The sequence below is a fragment of the Photobacterium sp. DA100 genome, assembly GCF_029223585.1.
In the GTDB taxonomy this organism is placed as follows: Bacteria; Pseudomonadota; Gammaproteobacteria; order Enterobacterales; family Vibrionaceae; genus Photobacterium.
The window spans coordinates 2,171,988-2,190,996 of record NZ_CP119423.1 but is presented as its reverse complement, the minus strand read 5'-3'; the positions used below and the strand labels follow the sequence as shown (position 1 = coordinate 2,190,996).

The window sequence follows — 19,009 nt, the reverse complement described above, 5'->3', positions numbered from 1 at the left end:
TAAGCCTCCAATCGAGGCTTATCGCACGGACGGAAGCTGGATTGCTATAGGGTCAATAGCAGCCCCTCTTTTCCGGCCAGTGTAATGCTAAGAATGCCGTCCTTGCACTCCCACTCATCCCCAGTCAGCAATTCTTTCAATACGGCATTAGGAGTTGCGCCTAATTGCCAAATCGGCAAGGTCAGTGCCTTGGAAGAGTGGCTGTTGTTGATCAATGTGATCACGGTTTCACCTTCGAGAGTGCGCGCGTAGGCCAACTGCTGCTGCTCAGCATGGAGCCACTGCAGGCTGCCTTCCTGAAGGGCAAGGTAGTGTTTACGTACGTCGATCAGCTTGCTGACGAAATCATAGGTTGGGTTAGGGTGTTCAGTGCGCTCCCACGGAAAACAGCGGCGGTTATCTGGATCATGGCCTCCTTCTAACGCTACTTCAGTACCGTAATAAATACATGGGGTACCGATATAGGTGAACAGCATCAGCAGGGCCAACTTCATGGTTTCTTGATCACCATCCAAAGTTGTCAGGAAACGCATGGTATCGTGGCTGTCAAGTTGGTTCAGCTGGGCCAGTTGGTTATGCCATGGCACTTTACCGCGCACCTCTTCCAGCCAAGCGGCAAACTCGGCCGCATCGATCTGACAGTTATGGTAGGCAATATCTTTATTGGCAAAGAAGGCGCGCACAGGGTGGGCAAAGCCGTAATAGTTCATGGCCCCGTCTTCCTGATCGCCTTCTAGCCAGCTGGTGGCCTCGAAGAAGTGCTCACCCAAGACATAGCAGTCAGGGTTGACCGACTTGGCGGCCTGACGGAATGCTTTCACATAATGGGCGTTGTTGGCGGCACCGACGCCTTCACCTAGCATATGGATAACATCAAACCGCCAGCCGTCGATATTGTATGGTGGGCGAAGCCACTGTTTGATAACGGCATCTTCTCCAGCATAGATATAGTTCTGGACCTCTGGGTTAGAGAAGTTGAGCTTTGGCAGGGTCTCAATCCCTTTCCAGCCAACGTAGCTGTTGCTATCACCGTCGAATTGATAATAATCGCGGTAAGGTGAGTCAGGGTTGCCGAATGCGCCTGCGGTTTCCTGCGGCTTTTGGTAACGGTTAAACCATGGGTGGTTGACCGAGGTGTGGTTATACACGGCATCCAGCACAATCTTCATGTCGCGACCATGAAGATTATTGACCATATGGCCAAACTGCTCATTGGTCCCGAGGTGGGGGTCGATACGGGTATAGTCAGTCGTATCGTACTTGTGGTTACTTGGCGCCTCGAAGATAGGGTTGAGATACAGTGCGGTGATCCCCAGCGCCTGCAGGTAGTCGAGCTTATCTTCGATGCCCTTTAGATCGCCGCCGAAAAATTCATTCGGCCCATTGCTGTCGTGTGAGTCTGAGACCGGCTCGCCCCACTTTTTGGCAATTGTTGGCCGTTCATCGCCCTTGAGGCAGTATTCATTATCGACCACGCTGATGGATGGGTCACCATTGTTAAATCGGTCAGGGAAAATTTGGTAGAACACCTGGCTCTTGACCCACTTTGGTGGCTGGTGCTGGGCGTTGTATTTGAAATGTGACTCCCTGCCAGGCATCCGAGGGCCTATCCCTTTACTGTCCAGCCACCACTGGCGGCTGTTCTGCATCACTTTGAAGCAGTAATGAGTTAACGGCTTGTCTTGATTTAACGGAATTTGGCCGTGCCAGTACTGGAGTTTGCCGTCAGTTTTCCCCTTTTCCATATCAATGAGCATTTCTTCATTGTCAGGCTCGCAGCGAATGAAGATAGTGGAAATGAGTGTGTCTGCTTCACTAACAAGCGTCAGGTCCAAGGAATGGTCCGAAACCGATACCCACTGTTTGTCCTGTCCGTGGTAAAAAAAAGGCTTAGTCATCATTGTTATCCCGCCCTCAGAAGTCGATGTTCCCCCTACCATAATGGTTTTGGAACAAAAATGAATCCTCCTGATTCAAAAAAATCGGGCGTAGGCGGGGGCGTAGAGAAAACTGGAGCGGCCTGCGGCCGCGGAGATTAACTGTGCAGATATCTGTTATATCGAACACCGGCTGTTTGGCGAGTAGGCAATCTCTTTTTTGCGCATTGGCATGCTGTCGACTAGCTGAGTGATGTGCTGCCAGTTGGTTGGCTCACTCCAGCGGTGTTTCTCAAGCCCGTCTTTACCGATCAATATTGCGGTGTGTGAATTGCGGGAAATATTGTAGAGCTTTTCCAGTCGGACTATATCCTCAGGGCTAAAAATATCGGCAGGTTTGTTGAAGCCGTCTTTGGTCATGACCACTACGACAATATCCCGCTCTTGCAACATGCAGTCATGCATGAGGGACTCCTTGATGAAAGTCTTAACATGCTGATCTTTTTCAGGGGCGAAATAGAGGATGCTGCGGTGGTTCCAGTGCATTGAATCCATTGGGTAGGAGAGGGCGGATACACTAAAGCCAATCAGAATCATCGCAACTAGCATTTTTGCAAATCGGTTCGTTAACAGCTTGCTCATTGTCGTCTTCCTTCCAAATGGTACAGGGGAAAGCCGGTGATGGCGCTCTGTAAATTTCAGCGCTGCTGCCAATAACTAACGACATTCATGTCGGATTGGATCAAAGGTGCGAATATTGTCTCATTGTTGTGCTTTTAGTATATACCAAGCGTTGAGGGGCATTTGCGGAGAGCGAGATAGGCGCTCCCTTGAGTGATGTCTGCCAGGGAGCGTACTGTTTTTAGAGGCAAGCGGGAAAAGGCTAGGAGACGGTGTACTTTGCCATGTGCTCGGCAACATAGTCGATAAAGACGCGCAGTCGGGCTGGCATGAACTTGGTTTGGGCAAACTGCAGCGCGATGTCCCCTTGGTAGTTGCCTTTGATGGTCCAATTTTCCAGCACCGGTTTCACTTCGCCTTCAGCAAGGGCTTTCTTAATGACAAAGTCTGGGAAAATACCGATCCCCAAGCCATCCATGACACCGCGCAAGCGCATCTGCGAATGGTTCACCGCATAGCGGCCTGATACCGCAACGGTATGCATCTCGCCGTCTTTGACGAAATCCCAGATATGATCGGTGGTTGTCTCGCCTAGGTAAAGGCAGTCGTGGTTCACCAATTCGGTCGGGTGGGTGGGGGTACCTCGCAGCGCAAGATAATCCGGGCTGGCACACAAGCTAAGGCTAACCTTGCCGAGTTGTTTTAACACCAAGCCCTCGGTTGGCTTTTCCGTTAGGCGGAAAACAATATCTATACCTTCGGAGATCAGGTCTATATCACCGTCTCGAGCTTTAAGTTTGAGCTCAATATCAGGATACTGGGTCAAGAAGGGCAGGACCATCGGTTGCAAAACGATACTTAAGAATGCTTTCGGAGCAGCCACCGTCACTGAGCCGGAAGGGGTTTCGTGCTCAGAGCTCGTGTACTCGACCACTTGCTTGGTTGCTTCTAACAGTGCGCAGCATTGATCGTAAATGCCTTTACCTGACTGGGTGATAACCAGCTTACGGGTGGTCCGTTCAAGCAGCTTGGTCGAGAGGGTCTGTTCCAATCGGGAAAGTTGTTTACTCAACGCTGAAGGCGTAACGCCGAGCTTTCTGGCTGCAGCGGTAAAACTGCCTTCATCAACCACAATTTTAAAGACTGCCAGTTCAGGCATTAAGGCAATTAGTTTATTTGTGTCCATAATTCACGAGACCTTTTCCACGAGAGGGGATAATAGTCTGATTGCTCTTTGATTAGAATGGCTAAAGTTCAAAGATCCTGTGAAATTGCAATAATTGCAGGTAAATCACCTAATCTATAAATGGAAATATTGCTCAAATAGGCGTTTTGCACGCATATTTGTGCCAGTTGTCAATCGGTGGTGACTGGTAAACGATATTATTGTGAGGAACATCATGTCTGCCGCATTCTATGATCAAATCAAACAGCAAATAGAAGAAGTAAAAGCTGAGGGTCTATACAAATCTGAGCGTGTAATTACTTCTCAGCAACAAGCTGCTGTTAAAATTAGTTCGGGCGAAGAAGTTCTTAACTTCTGTGCCAACAACTACCTAGGCCTTGCCAACCACCCTGAATTGATCAAAGCAGGTCAAGAAGGTATGGAAAAACACGGCTTCGGTATGGCATCTGTTCGCTTTATCTGTGGTACGCAAGACATCCACAAAGAACTAGAGCAGAAACTATCTGAATTCTTGGGTAAAGAAGACACGATTCTTTACACTTCATGCTTTGATGCAAACGCGGGTCTTTTCGAAACTATTCTAGACAAAGAAGATGCAATCATCTCTGATGCATTGAATCACGCTTCTATCATTGACGGTGTTCGCCTATGTAAAGCAATGCGCTTCCGTTACTCGAACAACAACATGGAAGAGCTTGAGCAGCAGCTGATTGCTGCAGATGAAGCCGGTGCTCGTCACAAGCTTATCGTGACTGACGGTGTATTCTCAATGGACGGTGTGGTTGCTAACCTGCCAGCAATCTGCGACCTTGCTGATAAGTACAATGCACTCGTGATGGTTGATGACTCTCACGCTGTCGGCTTCATGGGTAAAACCGGTGCCGGTACACACGAGTTCCATGATGTAGTTGACCGTATCGACATCATCACCGGTACCCTAGGTAAAGCAATGGGTGGCGCTTCCGGCGGCTACACATCAGGTAAGAAAGAAGTGATCGACTGGCTACGTCAGCGCTCGCGTCCATACCTATTCTCTAACTCTGTTGCCCCGGCTATCGTTAACGCGTCTATCCGTGTTATTGACCTGCTTAAAGAAAGCGGCGACCTGCGCGACCGCCTATGGTCAAACGCAGAGCACTTCCGTACCCGTATGGAAGCAGCAGGCTTTACAATGGGCGGTGCGGATCACGCGATTATCCCAATCATGCTGGGTGATGCGAAAGTGGCGGCTGAGTTTGCTGAACGTGCGCTAGCGAAGGGCATCTATGTCATTGGCTTCTCTTTCCCTGTTGTCCCGAAAGGCCAAGCACGTATCCGTACCCAAATGTCAGCGGCTCACACACCGGAGCAGCTAGACAAAGCGATCGATGCCTTCATCGAAGTGGGCAAGGACATGGGCATTATTTAAGCTCATCTTCCCAATAGTTCAAGGGCTAAGGGCTGGCAATGTATCAGCCCTTGCAATTCTACCCTGCAGTAGGAACAAATAATGAAAATCAAAGCACTTTCTAAACTAAAGCCTGAAGAAGGTATTTGGATGACCGAAGTGGACAAGCCTGAGCTTGGCCATAACGATCTGCTTATCCGCATCAAGAAAACGGCTATCTGTGGTACAGACGTACACATCTACAACTGGGATGAGTGGTCACAAAAGACAATCCCTGTACCTATGGTTGTCGGTCACGAGTATGTGGGTGAAGTTGTAGGCATCGGCCAGGAAGTCCGTGGCTTTGAGATTGGTGACCGCGTATCGGGTGAAGGCCATATTACTTGTGGTCACTGCCGTAACTGCCGTGGCGGTCGTACTCACCTTTGCCGTAATACCACAGGTGTTGGTGTAAACCGTGAAGGTGCCTTTGCTGAATACCTAGTGATCCCTGCATTCAATGCATTCAAGATCCCTGAAGGTATCTCTGATGACCTAGCATCTATCTTTGACCCGTTCGGTAACGCTGTTCACACTGCGTTGTCTTTCGACCTTGTCGGTGAAGATGTCCTGATCACCGGCGCTGGCCCAATCGGTATCATGGCGGCAGCTGTTGCTAAGCACGTAGGTGCACGCCACGTTGTGATCACTGACGTTAACGAATACCGTCTAGATCTTGCTCGTAAAATGGGTGTTACCCGTGCCGTGAACGTGGCTGAAGAGAAACTGGAAGATGTTATGTCTGAACTAGGCATGACGGAAGGCTTCGATGTTGGCCTAGAAATGTCTGGGGTCCCATCAGCATTCAACAGCATGCTAACCTGCATGAACCACGGTGGTAAGATTGCCCTGCTGGGTATTCCACCATCAGACATGGGTATCGACTGGAACCAGGTGATCTTCAAAGGGCTGATCATCAAGGGTATCTACGGTCGTGAAATGTTTGAAACCTGGTACAAGATGGCGAGCTTGATCCAGTCTGGTCTGGACCTAACGCCTATCATCACGCACCACTACAAGATTGATGATTTCCAGCAAGGCTTCGATATTATGCGCTCTGGAATGTCAGGCAAGGTTATCTTGGATTGGGAATAATCCCGACCGGATAAAAGAAAAACGGGCTCTCGAGCCCGTTTTTTTATATTTAGCTATTTAGTGACGGCCTGTTCGCGACCCACAAGAGAACTGGTATGGCACACTAAATTTTCACCAGTAGCAGATCACATGGCATATTGCGGACAAGTGCGGCAGCTTCAGAAAAGATTTGAGTTAGTGCATTGGTTTTGTGATGCCCCATGATCAAAAGATCAATATTGTGCTCTTTGATGCTGTGGCGAATTTCGTTTTCAACCACACCGCAGCAAACCAGGTACTTATCGACAGCCACCTCCATGTTTTGGAGCTGTTCTTTCATGGCTTGAATTGAGGCGCTACGTTCTTTTTTTTCGTAGTCGGTGAGATCGATATTCATGATGCCAAAGTCGTAATCCTCAAAATCCATATTGACATGAATAATATTGAGCTTGGCGTGCGGATAAGCCTGTGCAATAGTCTCGGTTTTCCGCAATATAGCATCGGTATTGTCGTCAAAGTCCAATGCTAGCATAATATTTTGATAACTCATGATGAACTCCATATCCTGTTTAGAAATACTTAAATCCAGAGTACGAAAGCAATAACTCCTAAGACGCAGTAGAAGTAAAATAATTTATTGATGTTTTGGTTAATAGCTAAGTTCATGCAATATAGATTAAAATACCCATATAAATTGTCAGTAAACCTACAAAGTAAGATGACCACAGCACCGTTAGGCGTTTAATGACTTGTTCTTCCATTTGTACCTCAACAAAAGAAAATGACTAATAAGGCAAAGATCAAGATGGTTGCGATAGGGGGTTTTGAATGGTCAGAATGCTGATTTAGTCCCAACGCTTTTGCATCGGCTTGACTGAGTTTGAATTCAATTTTCTCGCAATATTCGTCTAATTCATGCATAGCCACCTCCTGAGCGATGAACACAGCATAACGCTACTATTGGTTAAGTTAAACTAAATAAAAATTAATGGGGGTTCAGCCTGTCTTAACTTGGTGTGAGCGGGAGGGGGAGAGAACAGAGAGTGAGCACAGGTGAAAACAAACGGGCCAAAAGGCCCGTGTATTAGTAGTTAGATGGTATGGAGCGGAGGCTTAGCCCAGCATAGCACTCATTGCAACGAGGGCAACCAAGCCGCCCATCATTGGAATGGCGGTGCGTTTTACCAGCTCAATCGGCGAGATACCAGCAACACCGGCACAAGCGATGACTACACCGGCAACCGGTGAGAACGAACGGAAGATGCCTGAAGACAGCTGCATTGGCAGAGCAAATGCGGCCGTGGAAACGCCAAGTGTAGAGGCAATTTGCGGCGCCAGATCAGAGAAGCTGAAGAATGGTGCGTTGCCCGAGCCTGACAGTAGGGCTGTTGCGCCAATGATGCTCACCATAACGATAATCATCGGTAGGTAGCCCAGACCGGCAGTGGATGTCGCGCCTAGCAGCATGCTGATGAAACCAATGGTGCTCAAACCAACTACGAAGGTTTGGGCTGCGATGATTAGCGATACGACGCTGGCGAATGCTTTGCCCATCCCATCGAGAAATACTTTCAGTGACGCGGCAACTTGTTTACCGTCACGGTTAACGATGAAGTCACATACCATCGCGATGAACAAGCTGGTGAACATTGCGGTAACGACATCGACTTTAATCCACGAGATAGCGAAGTTACTGAATGTTAGCAGCATCAATAGCGGTAGGATAGGAAGAATAGCAAACCATTTCGGCGCGTCGACGGTGTCTTGCTCGACTTCTTTCAGTTCATGGGTCACACCGTTTTCCGCATCTTTCTTGTCGAACCAGCGCTGACAGAAGAAATGAAGCACGGCGATGACAGCCATGACCACGGGTGCCACAACGATCTGGTGGTTAACGAAATAAGTGGCGGCATCGATGCCGATAACTTCCGCTGCTTTTAGCGAGTTACCTGAAGCTGGACCAAGGTCCAAGCACGCTGTGGTTGCCAATACCGCCGCAGTAGATGCTGGGGTACAGCCGATTCGCACAAGTACTGGATACATAGCAACAAGCAGCAACATGGCCAGGCCAACAGCAGAAGGAATGAAGATGTTGATGATCTGGCCAAGTACGTAAGTCAGAGCAAGTACGACGTATGGGCTCTTTATCAATGATAGCGGTTTAGTTGAAACCTGTACCATGGCATTGGCAGCACCGATATGGTTCATGTAGCTAGAGAAACCAGCCACACTCATAATGATCAAACCAAGGTTGGCAACCGTGGATGAAGAAAGTGCCTTAATAACAAGGAAAAAGTCGAAAACAATGGCACCAGATGAATTGGTACCAGAAGGCAGAAAATCGGTATTGCCGGCAGCAACGCCGATCAGGGTCATTAGTAGGCCAGCTGCAAACAGCGCGGCTTGAGTATTGTATTTTTTAACAATCAAATAACCCGCACCAATAATGATAGGTAGCGATAGCAATGGGACGAACATCTTTAATCTCACATAGTATTAATAGTAAAGTATGTTGATGGCTAATTATGGTTTTGTGTATATAAAGCTTAATAAATTAATATCACCAACAAGCTTGAATCTATTTAACATCCCTGTATCAAGTGTTGCTCCTGCAACATGTAGATCCGTGATTTCCTTACGGCATCTGACATCAGGCTTAACTGCAAAAACGAAGATGTGATTGACGCTACCGTAGTGGAAATAAGCAAACTGATTTCAATGTTTCGAAATCGATTTAATGAATGCCTGACATAATCTTACTGAAAAGAGGTATTTAAATAATGGAAGCTCTATGTATGTTGAGACCTAGGTCATATTGATGTCTGTAACAAAAGATGTCTTTAAATTAACAATGAAACGTCAGTAAATGACTTTGATGGAATGAAGATAATATAAAATAAAAATATTATATTTAATGTTTCTTGTGTGTGTTTTATTTTTGTATTGTTATTAATTTTTACGCGATGAACGCTTTTATTACAAACTTTTGTTGTGCCAATTATAACCCAAAATATAAAGGTTAATATTCAATTGGTTTCTGTGCTCTGGTGGCTCTGCGAGGTATACCTTTGATTTTGAAATGGCGGGATAACTAGCCATGTCCATTGTCTGGAAAATCAACCCGTGATGAAGTTCACAAAAGCTGTTATACTGCGTCCACATGGTGAGAAAGTCGTCTTTAATGGCGGCTTTTTTATTGCTTGATAGACATCATTATTGGAACAGTACATTGATTTCAACAGCTAATATCACAATGAAAGCAGCGCTGTTGCAATTAACTAAATCGTTCAATACTATCACTTTAGCCTCTTTTCAGATTGGAACTGACATGCCGCACGCCATACCCTACATCCGTTTTAGCTCTTCCATCCAACAAAAGGGTTCATCCCTAGAACGTCAGCAAAAACTGATTAACGAATACCTTAAAAAACACCCAGAAGTCGAACTGAGCAGCCTTCAGTACCAAGACTTAGGTTTGTCCGGTTACAAGGGTAAACATTTAGAGAACGATCTAGGGAAGCTCCTAGAGGCTATCGAAGCCGGGCACATCAAAGCAGGTGATTACATCCTTGTAGAGGCTATGGACAGGCTAGGGCGTTTACCTGAGCTAGAGATGATATCGCTGCTACACAGTATCCTGAAACATGACGTGAAGATCATTACGCTACAGGATGGGCAAGAGTACAGTACCGACGCTATATCAACTAATGGCGGTCTGCTTTACTTGCTGGCTGGTAAAGTCCAAATGTCTCACCAACATTCGAAGCAACTATCTGAGCGTGTAAGTGCCGCTTGGGCGAAGAAACGTAAAGAAGCTGAGGCTGGTAAAGGGGTAAAACGAAAAGCGCCTTGGTGGCTTTCCTGGAATGAAGAAACTGAACGCTATGACCTCCTCACTGATGAAGATAAGCAACTTCTGAACGATGTGTTCAAATGGTATTTGTCAGGACTTGGGGAAAGGAGAATCCTTGCAAGATTACGTGAAGTAAACCCTGATAAGTTCGGAACGACAGACCCCGCTACAGTCAAACGTTGGCTTCGTAACAAGACAGCTATTGGCTACTGGAACGATATACCTGACGCTTACCCAGCAGCGATAGAAGAGCACCTCTTCTACCAGACACAAGAAGAACTGGCTAGAAGGGCAGATGGTAAGTCTCAATCACCGCGCTCAGGGCATTTCTTGTGTGGTCTTGTTAAGTGTGGTTGCTGTGGCGGTAACTTCTCAATGAGGACCAATAAGCATTCACGTGACGCTATGCTGTGTAGTGTGGCTAACAAGAGAAAGGATAAGTGCACGAACGGTAAAACGATACCTGTACAGGTGTTAGACTATGTCCGTTATGAGACGTTTGCTGAGGCTGTACAGCAGATTCAAGACAATTCACAGAGTCAGGAAGCTGAACAAGAACTAACAGTTGTTAAAGGTCAAATCACGGAGCTCGAAGATCGTATAGATAATCTCATCGAACTTGTTGCTAGTGGCTCGAAACGAACACAGAAGATCGTTAACAAGTTGGAAGCTGAACTGGAAGAGCTTCAAGGGAAAGAGTCTGATTTACTCCTAGAGCTTAGAAACCCAGCTGAAACCTCCTACGCTGATGCACTCATCACAGGCAGTGAGATGCTTGATGATCCTGAATTGTTAAACGAGCTATTGAGAAAGGTTGGCTACCACTTATCGGTGAATGGTAACAAGATCACTTACAAAGATAAGGTTTGGGAGTACGTTAAATGGTCTCGAAAGAACGATTGTTACCACATGAATGAGTGGACGATTGAAGGAGACTTGGTTTCTAAGTTTACGCTTGATGTCATTCGTGGGTGGACTCCTGAAGAAGTAGAATTGTGGAAGCCACGAGAGTCAATTGAGACCAACTACTATGTACTAGATCTGAGTCGTGGGGAGAAAGTCAAAGTATCTCCTGATGACAATGCTGAATTGATTGATGCGTTACGGGCAATCGACAATGCTGTAGCTGATAGTGTGAAGCCCTAGGACTTTACGATTTTACAACTTCCCCCAAATTTAGAAGGTCACCATAAAAGGTGGCCTTTTTAGTCTCTTCTGAAAATATCCGGTAAACCTAACTTCCTCCAAAAACAGACCTGCCTTTTTCGTGTAGGTTGAACCGTCACCTTGAAAATATCGGTGGGTTCAGTGTCTCGGTGTTTGGCACGTAGCAACCCCGATGCGCTTATACCGCTAAGATTTTAAAATATCGGAGAGTGTATTCGAGAAGATGACAGCGCACTGAGCACTTAGCTTGTAGCGTCTATCTTTCTTAGTTCCCTGTATCAAATCAAAGCTCTATCAGATAGGTATACCCTCTCGATAGCATCATAGCTAAGTGATAGATAACTATCGTATAAGCTGTTGACATAGATATATGATAGGTTTTATCGTATAGCTTTTGGTGTTTAACTTAAATGATAATTTGAAGGGTAGCCTGATGGCATCAACAATACGTGTATACCTACGAGCTTCTACTACTGAGCAAGATGCAACTCGTGGTAAAACTGCTGTGAGTGAGTTTCTTGAAGGGTTCTGTAAACCAGCTAGTAAGGTGGAGCACTACGTAGAAAACGTCTCAGGAGCTACGTTAGATCGCCCAGAGCTGAATCGTTTAATTGCTGATAGTAACAAAGGTGATGTGCTGGTGGTTGAACAGATTGACCGCTTAACTCGACTATCTGCTCATGACTGGAAAGCCTTGAAACGCACTATAGAAGACACGGGACTAAACATCGTTAGTATTGATCTACCGACTTCACACCTGATTCTTAATCAAGGCCATTCTATAAGTTTAGTTGGTGATATTTTGTCGCATGTGAATACACTTCTGCTTGAAATCTTAGCGACGTCTGCTCGTAAGGACTATGAGGATCGTCGTAGGCGTCAGGCTGAAGGGATTGAAAAGGCAAAGGCTGAAGGTAAGTTCAGAGGTAAGCAACGCTCTCAGAAGACCATACAGGCGTGTCAGGCTGCAATGGCTGATATCGAGAAGGGGTTATCAAAAGAGAAGGCTGCCAAGGCTAACGGCATTGGGGTTGCTACGCTTTATCGTTATATACGAGATACAAAGAGCTGCCTCATTACCTGTTCATGATGCAACTCAGTTTTGCCCCAAAATCGTTTAGAGTAAATCCCCTTCATTTTTTCGAACAAGTTTGCTTGCCCTACAAAAAGTTATCCGAACTGTAGTTAATAGCCCATCTTTACTATCAAATTTCATGCATAAGACTTAGCTAACCGAGTGTTCTATGGTAAATTTTCGCTATAAATGTCAGTAATTGTAGATAGTTAGTGCAACGGAGATAGCTAGGTTATGGTCAATCAAAATGCAGAACAAATCGCGCGTGATAACATTGATGAAATGTTAAGAGCTGCTGGATGGGCAGTTCAAGACAAAGGCAAACTCAATTTCAGTGAAGGTATCGGTCAAGCTATTCGCGAGTATCAGACTGATGTAGGTCCAGCCGATTATGTTCTGTTTGTTGATAAGAAAGCTGTTGGTGTTATTGAAGCCAAACGAGAAGAAGCTGGTGAAAAGATAACGACAGTTGAAACGCAAACTGAAGGCTATGCAAATGCTAAATTGAAGTGGGTTAACAATAGTGAACCATTACCATTTCTTTATGAGAGTACTGGTATTCTTACTCGTTTCACTGATGCCCGTGATCCTAAACCAAGATCTCGTGAAGTCTTCAACTTTCACCGACCAGAGACCTTATTGGAATGGGTTGAACAAGGCAATTCGTTACGTGCTCGCTTACAAGATATCCCACCATTAAACCCAAGCAACCTGCCTGCTAAAGAGCTTGGATTACGTGATTGTCAGGAAGTAGCAATCACTAACCTTGAAGATTCATTGAAGAAAAATAGACCTCGTGCTTTGATTCAAATGGCTACTGGTGCAGGTAAGACGTACACGGCCATCACCTCGATGTATCGCATCTTAAAGCATGCAAAAGGCAAACGTATCTTATTCCTTGTGGATACTAAAAACTTGGGTGAGCAAGCCGAACAAGAAATGCTGAATTTCACGCCTAGTGATGATACCCGCAAGTTCACAGAGCTTCATGTTGTTCAGCGATTGAAATCGAAGTATGTCCCTAAAGATGCTGAAGTATGTATCAGCACAATCCAACGTATGTACTCAATTCTTAAAGATGAAGAGTTAGATGAAGCTCTTGAAGAACAAAACCCAGCAGAGCAGCTCACTAAACCTAAAGAGCCAGTGCCTGTAGCATACAACCCTAAAGTGCCAATTGAGCATTTTGACTTCATCTTTATCGATGAGTGTCACCGTTCAATCTACAACCTTTGGCAACAAGTATTAGATTACTTTGATGGATTCCTTATCGGTCTGACAGCTACTCCTGATAATCGAACATTTGGTTTCTTTAAACAAAATGTGGTTAGTGATTATGACCATGAAAAAGCAGTGGCTGATGGTGTAAACGTGGGTAACGAAGTCTTCACGATCCAAACCAAAATCACTAAAGAGGGGGAGAAGTTACGAGCCAAACAGCAAGTTGAGCATCGTGAACGTGTTACGAGGAAGAAGCGCTGGGAACAGCAAGATGAAGACGAAGCATATACAGCGAAGCAGTTAGATAAGGATATTGTCAACCCAAGTCAGATACGAACTGTGCTAACTACTTTCAGGGATAGTTTACCGCAAATCTTCCCTAACCGTGAAGAAGTGCCGAAGACACTTATCTTTGCGAAGACGGATAGCCACGCAGATGACATCATTCAGATGGTTCGTGAAGTCTTTGATGAAGGCAATGATTTCTGTAAGAAGATCACGTATCGAGTGAAGAAAGATAAAACAGATGCAGAAGGAAACGTAGTTGAGAAAGGTGAAGATCCGAAGTCTGTGCTTTCTCAATTCCGCATGGGCTACAACCCTCGTATTGCTGTTACTGTGGATATGATTGCAACTGGTACAGATGTTAAGCCTCTTGAGTGTCTTGTATTCATGCGTGATGTGAAGAGTCGTAACTATTTCGAACAAATGAAAGGGCGCGGTACACGAACTCTTGAATTAGATGAACTGAAGAAGGTGACACCATCAGCAACTACGGCTAAGACGCACTATGTAATTGTTGATGCGATTGGTGTTACTAAGTCTCTGAAAACTGCAAGCCAACCACTAATTACGAAACCATCAGTTCCATTAAAAGATCTAGCAATGGGAGTTATGATGGGTGCTAGTGACACTGACTCAGTTAGTTCGTTAGCAGGACGATTAGCTCGCTTGAATAAGCAATTGGATTCTCAGGAACATAAGCGCATCGAAGCCTTAACAGATGGTGTACCTATCACTCAGATTGTTAAAGGGCTCTTTGATGCTATTGATGGTGATAAAGTTGAAGAACGAGCACGTATCATTGCAGGCCAGCATGGTGATATGGATCCTGGAGAAGAAAATAGAGCGAAAGCACAAGCTGAAATGGTTAGTCAGGTAGCGAACGTTTTCAATGGTGAATTGATTGAACTAATTGATACGATTCGTAGAGAAAAAGACCAGAAAATTGACCATGAAAATTTAGATGAAGTGCTGGTTGCCGATTGGGAGAAAGCTTCAGAGGAACAAGCAAAAGAACTTGCTGTTGAGTTTGGTGAGTACCTAGAAGCTAACAAAGATGAAATAACAGCGTTAGAGATTTTCTATGATCAGCCTCATCGCCGCAGAGAGATTACGTACAGCATGATTAAAGAAGTGCTGGAGAAGTTGAAGTCAGATAAGCCCAAACTGGCTCCTTTGAACGTTTGGCAAGCATATGAACAACTTGATGATGTAAAAAGCAGCAAACCAATTGGTGAATTGACCGCTTTGGTCGCTTTGATTCGTCGTGTGGTAGGGATTGATGATAAAATCTCGAACTTTGATGAAACAGTTAGCAAAAACTTCCAGCGTTGGGTAATGAAACGTCACTCTGGAAGTAATCCGAAGTTTACAAATGAGCAGATGGACTGGTTACGTATGATTCGTGATCACTTCACTACATCGTTCCACTTTGAAATTGATGACTTAGATAGCACACCGTTTGATGGTGAGGGCGGTCTTGGAATGATGTATGAGCTCTTTGGAGATGAAATGAACAATATTATTGATGAATTGAATAGTGAGTTAGTGGCTTGATTGAACAAATATTAAAAAATGCACCTGACTCTTGGGAAGTCGTAGAGCTAAATGAAGTCGGGGTAATTAATCCGAAGATTGAAAAGTCATTATACGAAGATGATAAGGTCTGTTCATTTGTTCCCATGCCAGCTGTAGAAGCTGAATCAGGTCGAATTGATGTCACCGAGACAAGACTCTTTAATCAGGTTAAGAAAGGATTTACGCCCTTTTTTGAAAGGGATGTATTATTCGCAAAAATCACACCGTGTATGGAAAATGGCAAGGTTGCAGTAGTACCTAAACTGATTGGAGATCTAGGTTTCGGATCCACAGAGTTTCATGTTGTCCGACCATATTCGTGTATTAGTGAAAGTTATCTCTTCTACTATTTGGTCTCTCAAATCTTCAGATATGAAGCCGAGCGAAATATGACAGGGGCAGTAGGTCAAAGACGTGTGCCTGCACCGTGGCTGTCATCTGTAAAAATTCCATTACCTCCACAAAAAGAGCAACAGCGAATTGTAGAGAAGCTAGAGGAACTATTCTCAGAGTTAGACAGTGGTATCGAGAGTCTAAGGAAGGCTAAAAAGCAACTAACTTCTTATAGGCAAGCACTCCTTAAACAAGCCTTTGAAGGAAAGCTAACTGCTCAGTGGCGTGAAGATAATTCAGATAAATTAGAGTCGCCAGATGATATTCTTGAAAGGTTAAAACGTGAGCGTGACGAACGTTATCAACAGAAACTTGATGAATGGGAAGTAACTGTAAATCAATGGGAACAAGATGGCTCAAAAGGAAAGAAACCATCTAAACCACGAAAACCTAAAGCGGTCACTCCATTTGTTGATTTACCTGATTTCTGTCAAGAGTTACCTGATAGCTGGTTCTGGGATAAGTTAGGGCATATGACTCTGGCTGTAGAGTACGGAACGTCAGCAAAGTCTTCTGAAAGTGGGAGAGTTCCTGTACTTCGAATGGGAAACATTCAGAACACGAAGTTCGATTGGGACGATCTTGTATTTACTTCTGATGAAGATGAAATATCAAAGTACACACTGAATGGTGGGGACGTTCTGTTTAATCGAACTAATAGCCCTGAGTTAGTCGGCAAAACTGCAAAATATAATGGTGAACGTGAAGCATTGTTTGCTGGTTATCTTATTCGTGTTAACCACTTTGATAATTTTGTAAATAGTGATTATCTGAATTTATTTTTGAACTCATACGTTAGTAAACGATACGGCAATACAGTTAAAACTGACGGAGTTAATCAGTCGAACATTAATGGAGAAAAGTTATCAAACTATCCATTTCCATATTGTTCATTGGCAGAGCAAGAACAAGTGATTCAGATTCTTGAAGAAAAAATCTCCAAGATTGAGCGAAGCGAATCAGAGATTACTATGAATCTCAAAAAAGCGGAGCTCCTTCGTCAGTCAATTCTCAAGAAGGCATTTTCTGGCAAGCTTGTTTCTCAAGATACAGAAGATGAGCCAGCAAATGAGTTACTAAAGAAAATCGCAATAGAAAAAGAAGAGCTGGCTGAGAAAGAGAAAGCAGAAAAAGCTGCCGCACGTAAGAAAAAAGCGACTGCTAAGAAGACAGTAAAATCATAATCAAAGTTGAGTGCTAAGGCAGTTAACAAGAAAAGAACAAGTGAAAAGAAAATGAACACACAAAGTATTATTTCTAAGGTTTGGAGTTTTTGTACAACGTTACGTGATGATGGTGTTGGCTATGGTGACTACCTAACTCAGATCACATACCTTATCTTCCTCAAAATGGCAGATGAATACAGTAAGCCACCATACAACCGTGATGTTGGTGTACCAGAAGAGTACAACTGGAAGAGCATTAAGTCAGAATCAGGTGCAGCGCTAGAAGTTCAGTATGTATCTGTTCTACGTGAACTTGGTCAGCAGCAAGGTATGCTTGGTCAAATCTTTACTAAAGCACAAAACCAGATTCAAGATCCTGCGAAACTAAAACGTCTTATCGATATGATTGATGGTGAGAAGTGGGTAATGCTTGGTGCAGATGTTAAGGGTAACATCTATGAAGGTTTGCTTGAGCGAAACGCTGAAGATACTAAGTCTGGCGCAGGTCAATACTTTACTCCTCGTGCACTAATTTCAACGATGGTTAAGTGTATGAAGCCTCAGCCAAAGCAGACTATAGCTGACCCTGCTTGTGGTACAGGTGGTTTCTTCTTATCGGCTTATGATTACCTAACAGACAAAAACAACTATCAATTGGACAAAGAAGATAAGGCATTTTTGAAGAATGAGACTTTCTTCGGAAATGAGATTGTTGCGAATACTCGTCGTCTATGTCTGATGAACATGTTCTTACACAACATCGGTGAGATAGATGGTAAAAGCCTAGTAAGTGGTGATGATGCATTGATTGCTCAACCATCGAAAACGGTAGATATGGTTCTTGCCAACCCTCCATTTGGTAAGAAGAGCAGTATGACATTCACCAATGAAGAGGGTGAACAGGAGACTGATGATCTTACATATAATCGTCAAGACTTCTGGGCTACGACATCGAACAAACAAGTTAACTTCGTTCAGCATATCCGTAGTATGTTGAAAACGACAGGTCGAGCGGCAGTTGTACTTCCAGATAACGTATTGTTTGAAGGTGGTGCTGGTGAAACAGTACGTAAGAAGCTAATGGAAAGTACAGAGCTTCATACGATCTTGCGCCTTCCGACTGGTATATTTTATGCCAACGGTGTGAAAGCAAACGTTTTATTCTTCGATAACAAACCTGCTCAAAAGGATGCTTGGACTAAAGATATTTGGATTTACGACTACCGTACCAATGTCCATCACACCTTGAAGAAAAAGCCAATGACGATGGATCATCTTGAAGACTTCGTTAAGTGCTACAACCCTGATAATCGTTATGATCGTACCGAAACGTGGAATGAAGAAACTAATCCAGATGGCCGCTGGCGCAAATACACTCATGAAGATGTACTAGCTCGCGATAAAACTAGTTTGGATATTTTCTGGCTGAAAGATAAATCACTAACTGATCTTGAAAATCTACCGGAGCCAGATGAGTTAGCAGAAGAAATTATCGAGAACATGGAAGCGGGATTGGATAGTTTCCGTCAGGTGCTTTCTGCTTTGAAATAGTAAGTGAGAACAGCATTCAGCGTAGATAAGTTGAATGCTGTTTCTACAGAATCTGTTACAGCCTCTCTCTACTGATCTGCACATGTAAAACTGGACACTTCACTAAGCGACTTTCCCATACCTAAATTTATCCGCATTTTCCTAATTTAAGTGATTACTCTAAACGATTTATGTCCAGTTTTGAGTTGTGATGTTAACAGCCTGTTTGTTAACAGCCTGTTTGTGAGCCGCCGGTTTATACACTAGAGTATAAGCTGATGAGTTTAAACGAATAAGTCAGATTCACTTACATCTAAAGCTTTCGCCAGTTGCTGCACTTCTATATCAAGGACTTGCCGTGTTGCTGACTCAATCTTCGCTAAAGTTCCACGGCTGATATCAAACCCAATAACACCACACTTAGCTGCAAGTTGCTCCTGTGTGAGTCCTTTTTGCATTCTGATCTCACGTACCTTTCTACCAACGATATTCAAAACCAACCTCCCATCGAATGATGATTGATTGTGAACGCTAATCTAGGTATATTTGCTCTACCAGCG

General features: G+C 44.4%; 14 protein-coding genes. 7 read left to right on the top strand and 7 right to left on the bottom strand.

The features are described 5' to 3' along the window. Positions 1 to 44 precede the first annotated feature (44 nt). The 3 genes from malZ to PTW35_RS10160 form a co-directional block, all read right to left on the bottom strand. Positions 45 to 1,901, bottom strand: a complete 1,857-nt coding sequence (malZ, locus tag PTW35_RS10170; RefSeq protein ID WP_281024887.1) for a maltodextrin glucosidase — start codon at positions 1,899 to 1,901, stop codon at positions 45 to 47. 153 nt (positions 1,902 to 2,054) lie between these two features. Further along, positions 2,055 to 2,519, bottom strand: a complete 465-nt coding sequence (locus PTW35_RS10165) for a DUF4174 domain-containing protein (protein WP_281024886.1) — start codon at positions 2,517 to 2,519, stop codon at positions 2,055 to 2,057. Between the two features lie 241 nt (positions 2,520 to 2,760). Further along, a complete protein-coding gene (locus PTW35_RS10160; protein WP_281024885.1) occupies positions 2,761 to 3,684 on the bottom strand; it encodes a LysR family transcriptional regulator in 924 nt (307 codons plus the stop codon). Between the two features lie 214 nt (positions 3,685 to 3,898). Between PTW35_RS10160 and PTW35_RS10155 the strand changes: the two genes are divergently transcribed. Both PTW35_RS10155 and tdh read left to right on the top strand, forming a co-directional pair. Further along, entirely contained in the window at positions 3,899 to 5,092 is a 1,194-nt protein-coding gene (locus tag PTW35_RS10155; RefSeq protein WP_281024884.1) for a glycine C-acetyltransferase, read from the top strand. Between the two features lie 81 nt (positions 5,093 to 5,173). Beyond that, positions 5,174 to 6,205 carry an L-threonine 3-dehydrogenase gene (gene tdh / locus PTW35_RS10150; protein WP_281024883.1) on the top strand — a complete coding sequence of 344 codons (1,032 nt, stop codon included), beginning with the start codon at positions 5,174 to 5,176 and terminating at the stop codon, positions 6,203 to 6,205. A 103-nt stretch (positions 6,206 to 6,308) separates the two neighbouring features. Here the strand turns inward: tdh and PTW35_RS10145 are convergent, their stop codons facing one another. The 3 genes from PTW35_RS10145 to dcuC all read right to left on the bottom strand — a co-directional run bounded on the left by PTW35_RS10145 (position 6,309) and on the right by dcuC (position 8,662). After that, complete coding sequence (locus PTW35_RS10145; protein WP_281024882.1) at positions 6,309 to 6,734, bottom strand: universal stress protein; 426 nt, start codon at positions 6,732 to 6,734, stop codon at positions 6,309 to 6,311. Between the two features lie 218 nt (positions 6,735 to 6,952). Beyond that, entirely contained in the window at positions 6,953 to 7,105 is a 153-nt protein-coding gene (locus PTW35_RS10140; protein ID WP_281024881.1) for a hypothetical protein, read from the bottom strand. A gap of 192 nt (positions 7,106 to 7,297) precedes the next feature. After that, complete coding sequence (gene dcuC / locus PTW35_RS10135) at positions 7,298 to 8,662, bottom strand: C4-dicarboxylate transporter DcuC (RefSeq protein ID WP_281024880.1); 1,365 nt, start codon at positions 8,660 to 8,662, stop codon at positions 7,298 to 7,300. A gap of 682 nt (positions 8,663 to 9,344) precedes the next feature. On the opposite strand from dcuC, the gene PTW35_RS10130 reads away from it, so the two are divergent. From PTW35_RS10130 to PTW35_RS10110, 5 genes are all read left to right on the top strand, one after another. Continuing rightward, positions 9,345 to 11,183, top strand: coding sequence for a recombinase family protein (locus tag PTW35_RS10130; RefSeq protein ID WP_281024879.1), 1,839 nt, complete (start codon positions 9,345 to 9,347; stop codon positions 11,181 to 11,183). Between the two features lie 454 nt (positions 11,184 to 11,637). Further along, complete coding sequence (locus PTW35_RS10125; RefSeq protein WP_281024878.1) at positions 11,638 to 12,294, top strand: recombinase family protein; 657 nt, start codon at positions 11,638 to 11,640, stop codon at positions 12,292 to 12,294. A 219-nt stretch (positions 12,295 to 12,513) separates the two neighbouring features. Beyond that, a complete protein-coding gene (locus PTW35_RS10120) occupies positions 12,514 to 15,339 on the top strand; it encodes a type I restriction-modification enzyme R subunit C-terminal domain-containing protein (RefSeq protein ID WP_281024877.1) in 2,826 nt (941 codons plus the stop codon). Next, positions 15,336 to 16,937 (top strand): restriction endonuclease subunit S, encoded by a 1,602-nt coding sequence (locus tag PTW35_RS10115; protein WP_281024876.1) that lies wholly within the window; start codon positions 15,336 to 15,338, stop codon positions 16,935 to 16,937. Before PTW35_RS10120 ends, PTW35_RS10115 begins: the two co-directional genes overlap by 4 nt. A gap of 51 nt (positions 16,938 to 16,988) precedes the next feature. Continuing rightward, complete coding sequence (locus PTW35_RS10110) at positions 16,989 to 18,470, top strand: class I SAM-dependent DNA methyltransferase (RefSeq protein ID WP_281024875.1); 1,482 nt, start codon at positions 16,989 to 16,991, stop codon at positions 18,468 to 18,470. A gap of 263 nt (positions 18,471 to 18,733) precedes the next feature. On the opposite strand, the gene PTW35_RS10105 is transcribed toward PTW35_RS10110, so the two are convergent. Further along, entirely contained in the window at positions 18,734 to 18,943 is a 210-nt protein-coding gene (locus PTW35_RS10105) for a helix-turn-helix transcriptional regulator (protein WP_281024874.1), read from the bottom strand. Between the last annotated feature and the right edge of the window lie 66 nt (positions 18,944 to 19,009).

Bases quoted from the DNA above. Each gene is read 5' to 3' on its own strand.
- PTW35_RS10120 (WP_281024877.1), top strand. From the start codon at position 12,514: ATGGTCAATCAAAATGCAGAACAAATCGCGCGTGATAACATTGATGAA.
- PTW35_RS10125 (WP_281024878.1), top strand. From the start codon at position 11,638: ATGGCATCAACAATACGTGTATACCTACGAGCTTCTACTACTGAGCAA.
- PTW35_RS10155 (WP_281024884.1), top strand. From the start codon at position 3,899: ATGTCTGCCGCATTCTATGATCAAATCAAACAGCAAATAGAAGAAGTA.
- PTW35_RS10110 (WP_281024875.1), top strand. From the start codon at position 16,989: ATGAACACACAAAGTATTATTTCTAAGGTTTGGAGTTTTTGTACAACG.
- PTW35_RS10145 (WP_281024882.1), bottom strand. From the start codon at position 6,734: ATGAGTTATCAAAATATTATGCTAGCATTGGACTTTGACGACAATACC.
- PTW35_RS10165 (WP_281024886.1), bottom strand. From the start codon at position 2,519: ATGAGCAAGCTGTTAACGAACCGATTTGCAAAAATGCTAGTTGCGATG.
- PTW35_RS10130 (WP_281024879.1), top strand. From the start codon at position 9,345: ATGGTGAGAAAGTCGTCTTTAATGGCGGCTTTTTTATTGCTTGATAGA.
- malZ (WP_281024887.1), bottom strand. From the start codon at position 1,901: ATGATGACTAAGCCTTTTTTTTACCACGGACAGGACAAACAGTGGGTA.
- PTW35_RS10140 (WP_281024881.1), bottom strand. From the start codon at position 7,105: ATGCATGAATTAGACGAATATTGCGAGAAAATTGAATTCAAACTCAGT.
- dcuC (WP_281024880.1), bottom strand. From the start codon at position 8,662: ATGTTCGTCCCATTGCTATCGCTACCTATCATTATTGGTGCGGGTTAT.
- PTW35_RS10160 (WP_281024885.1), bottom strand. From the start codon at position 3,684: ATGGACACAAATAAACTAATTGCCTTAATGCCTGAACTGGCAGTCTTT.
- tdh (WP_281024883.1), top strand. From the start codon at position 5,174: ATGAAAATCAAAGCACTTTCTAAACTAAAGCCTGAAGAAGGTATTTGG.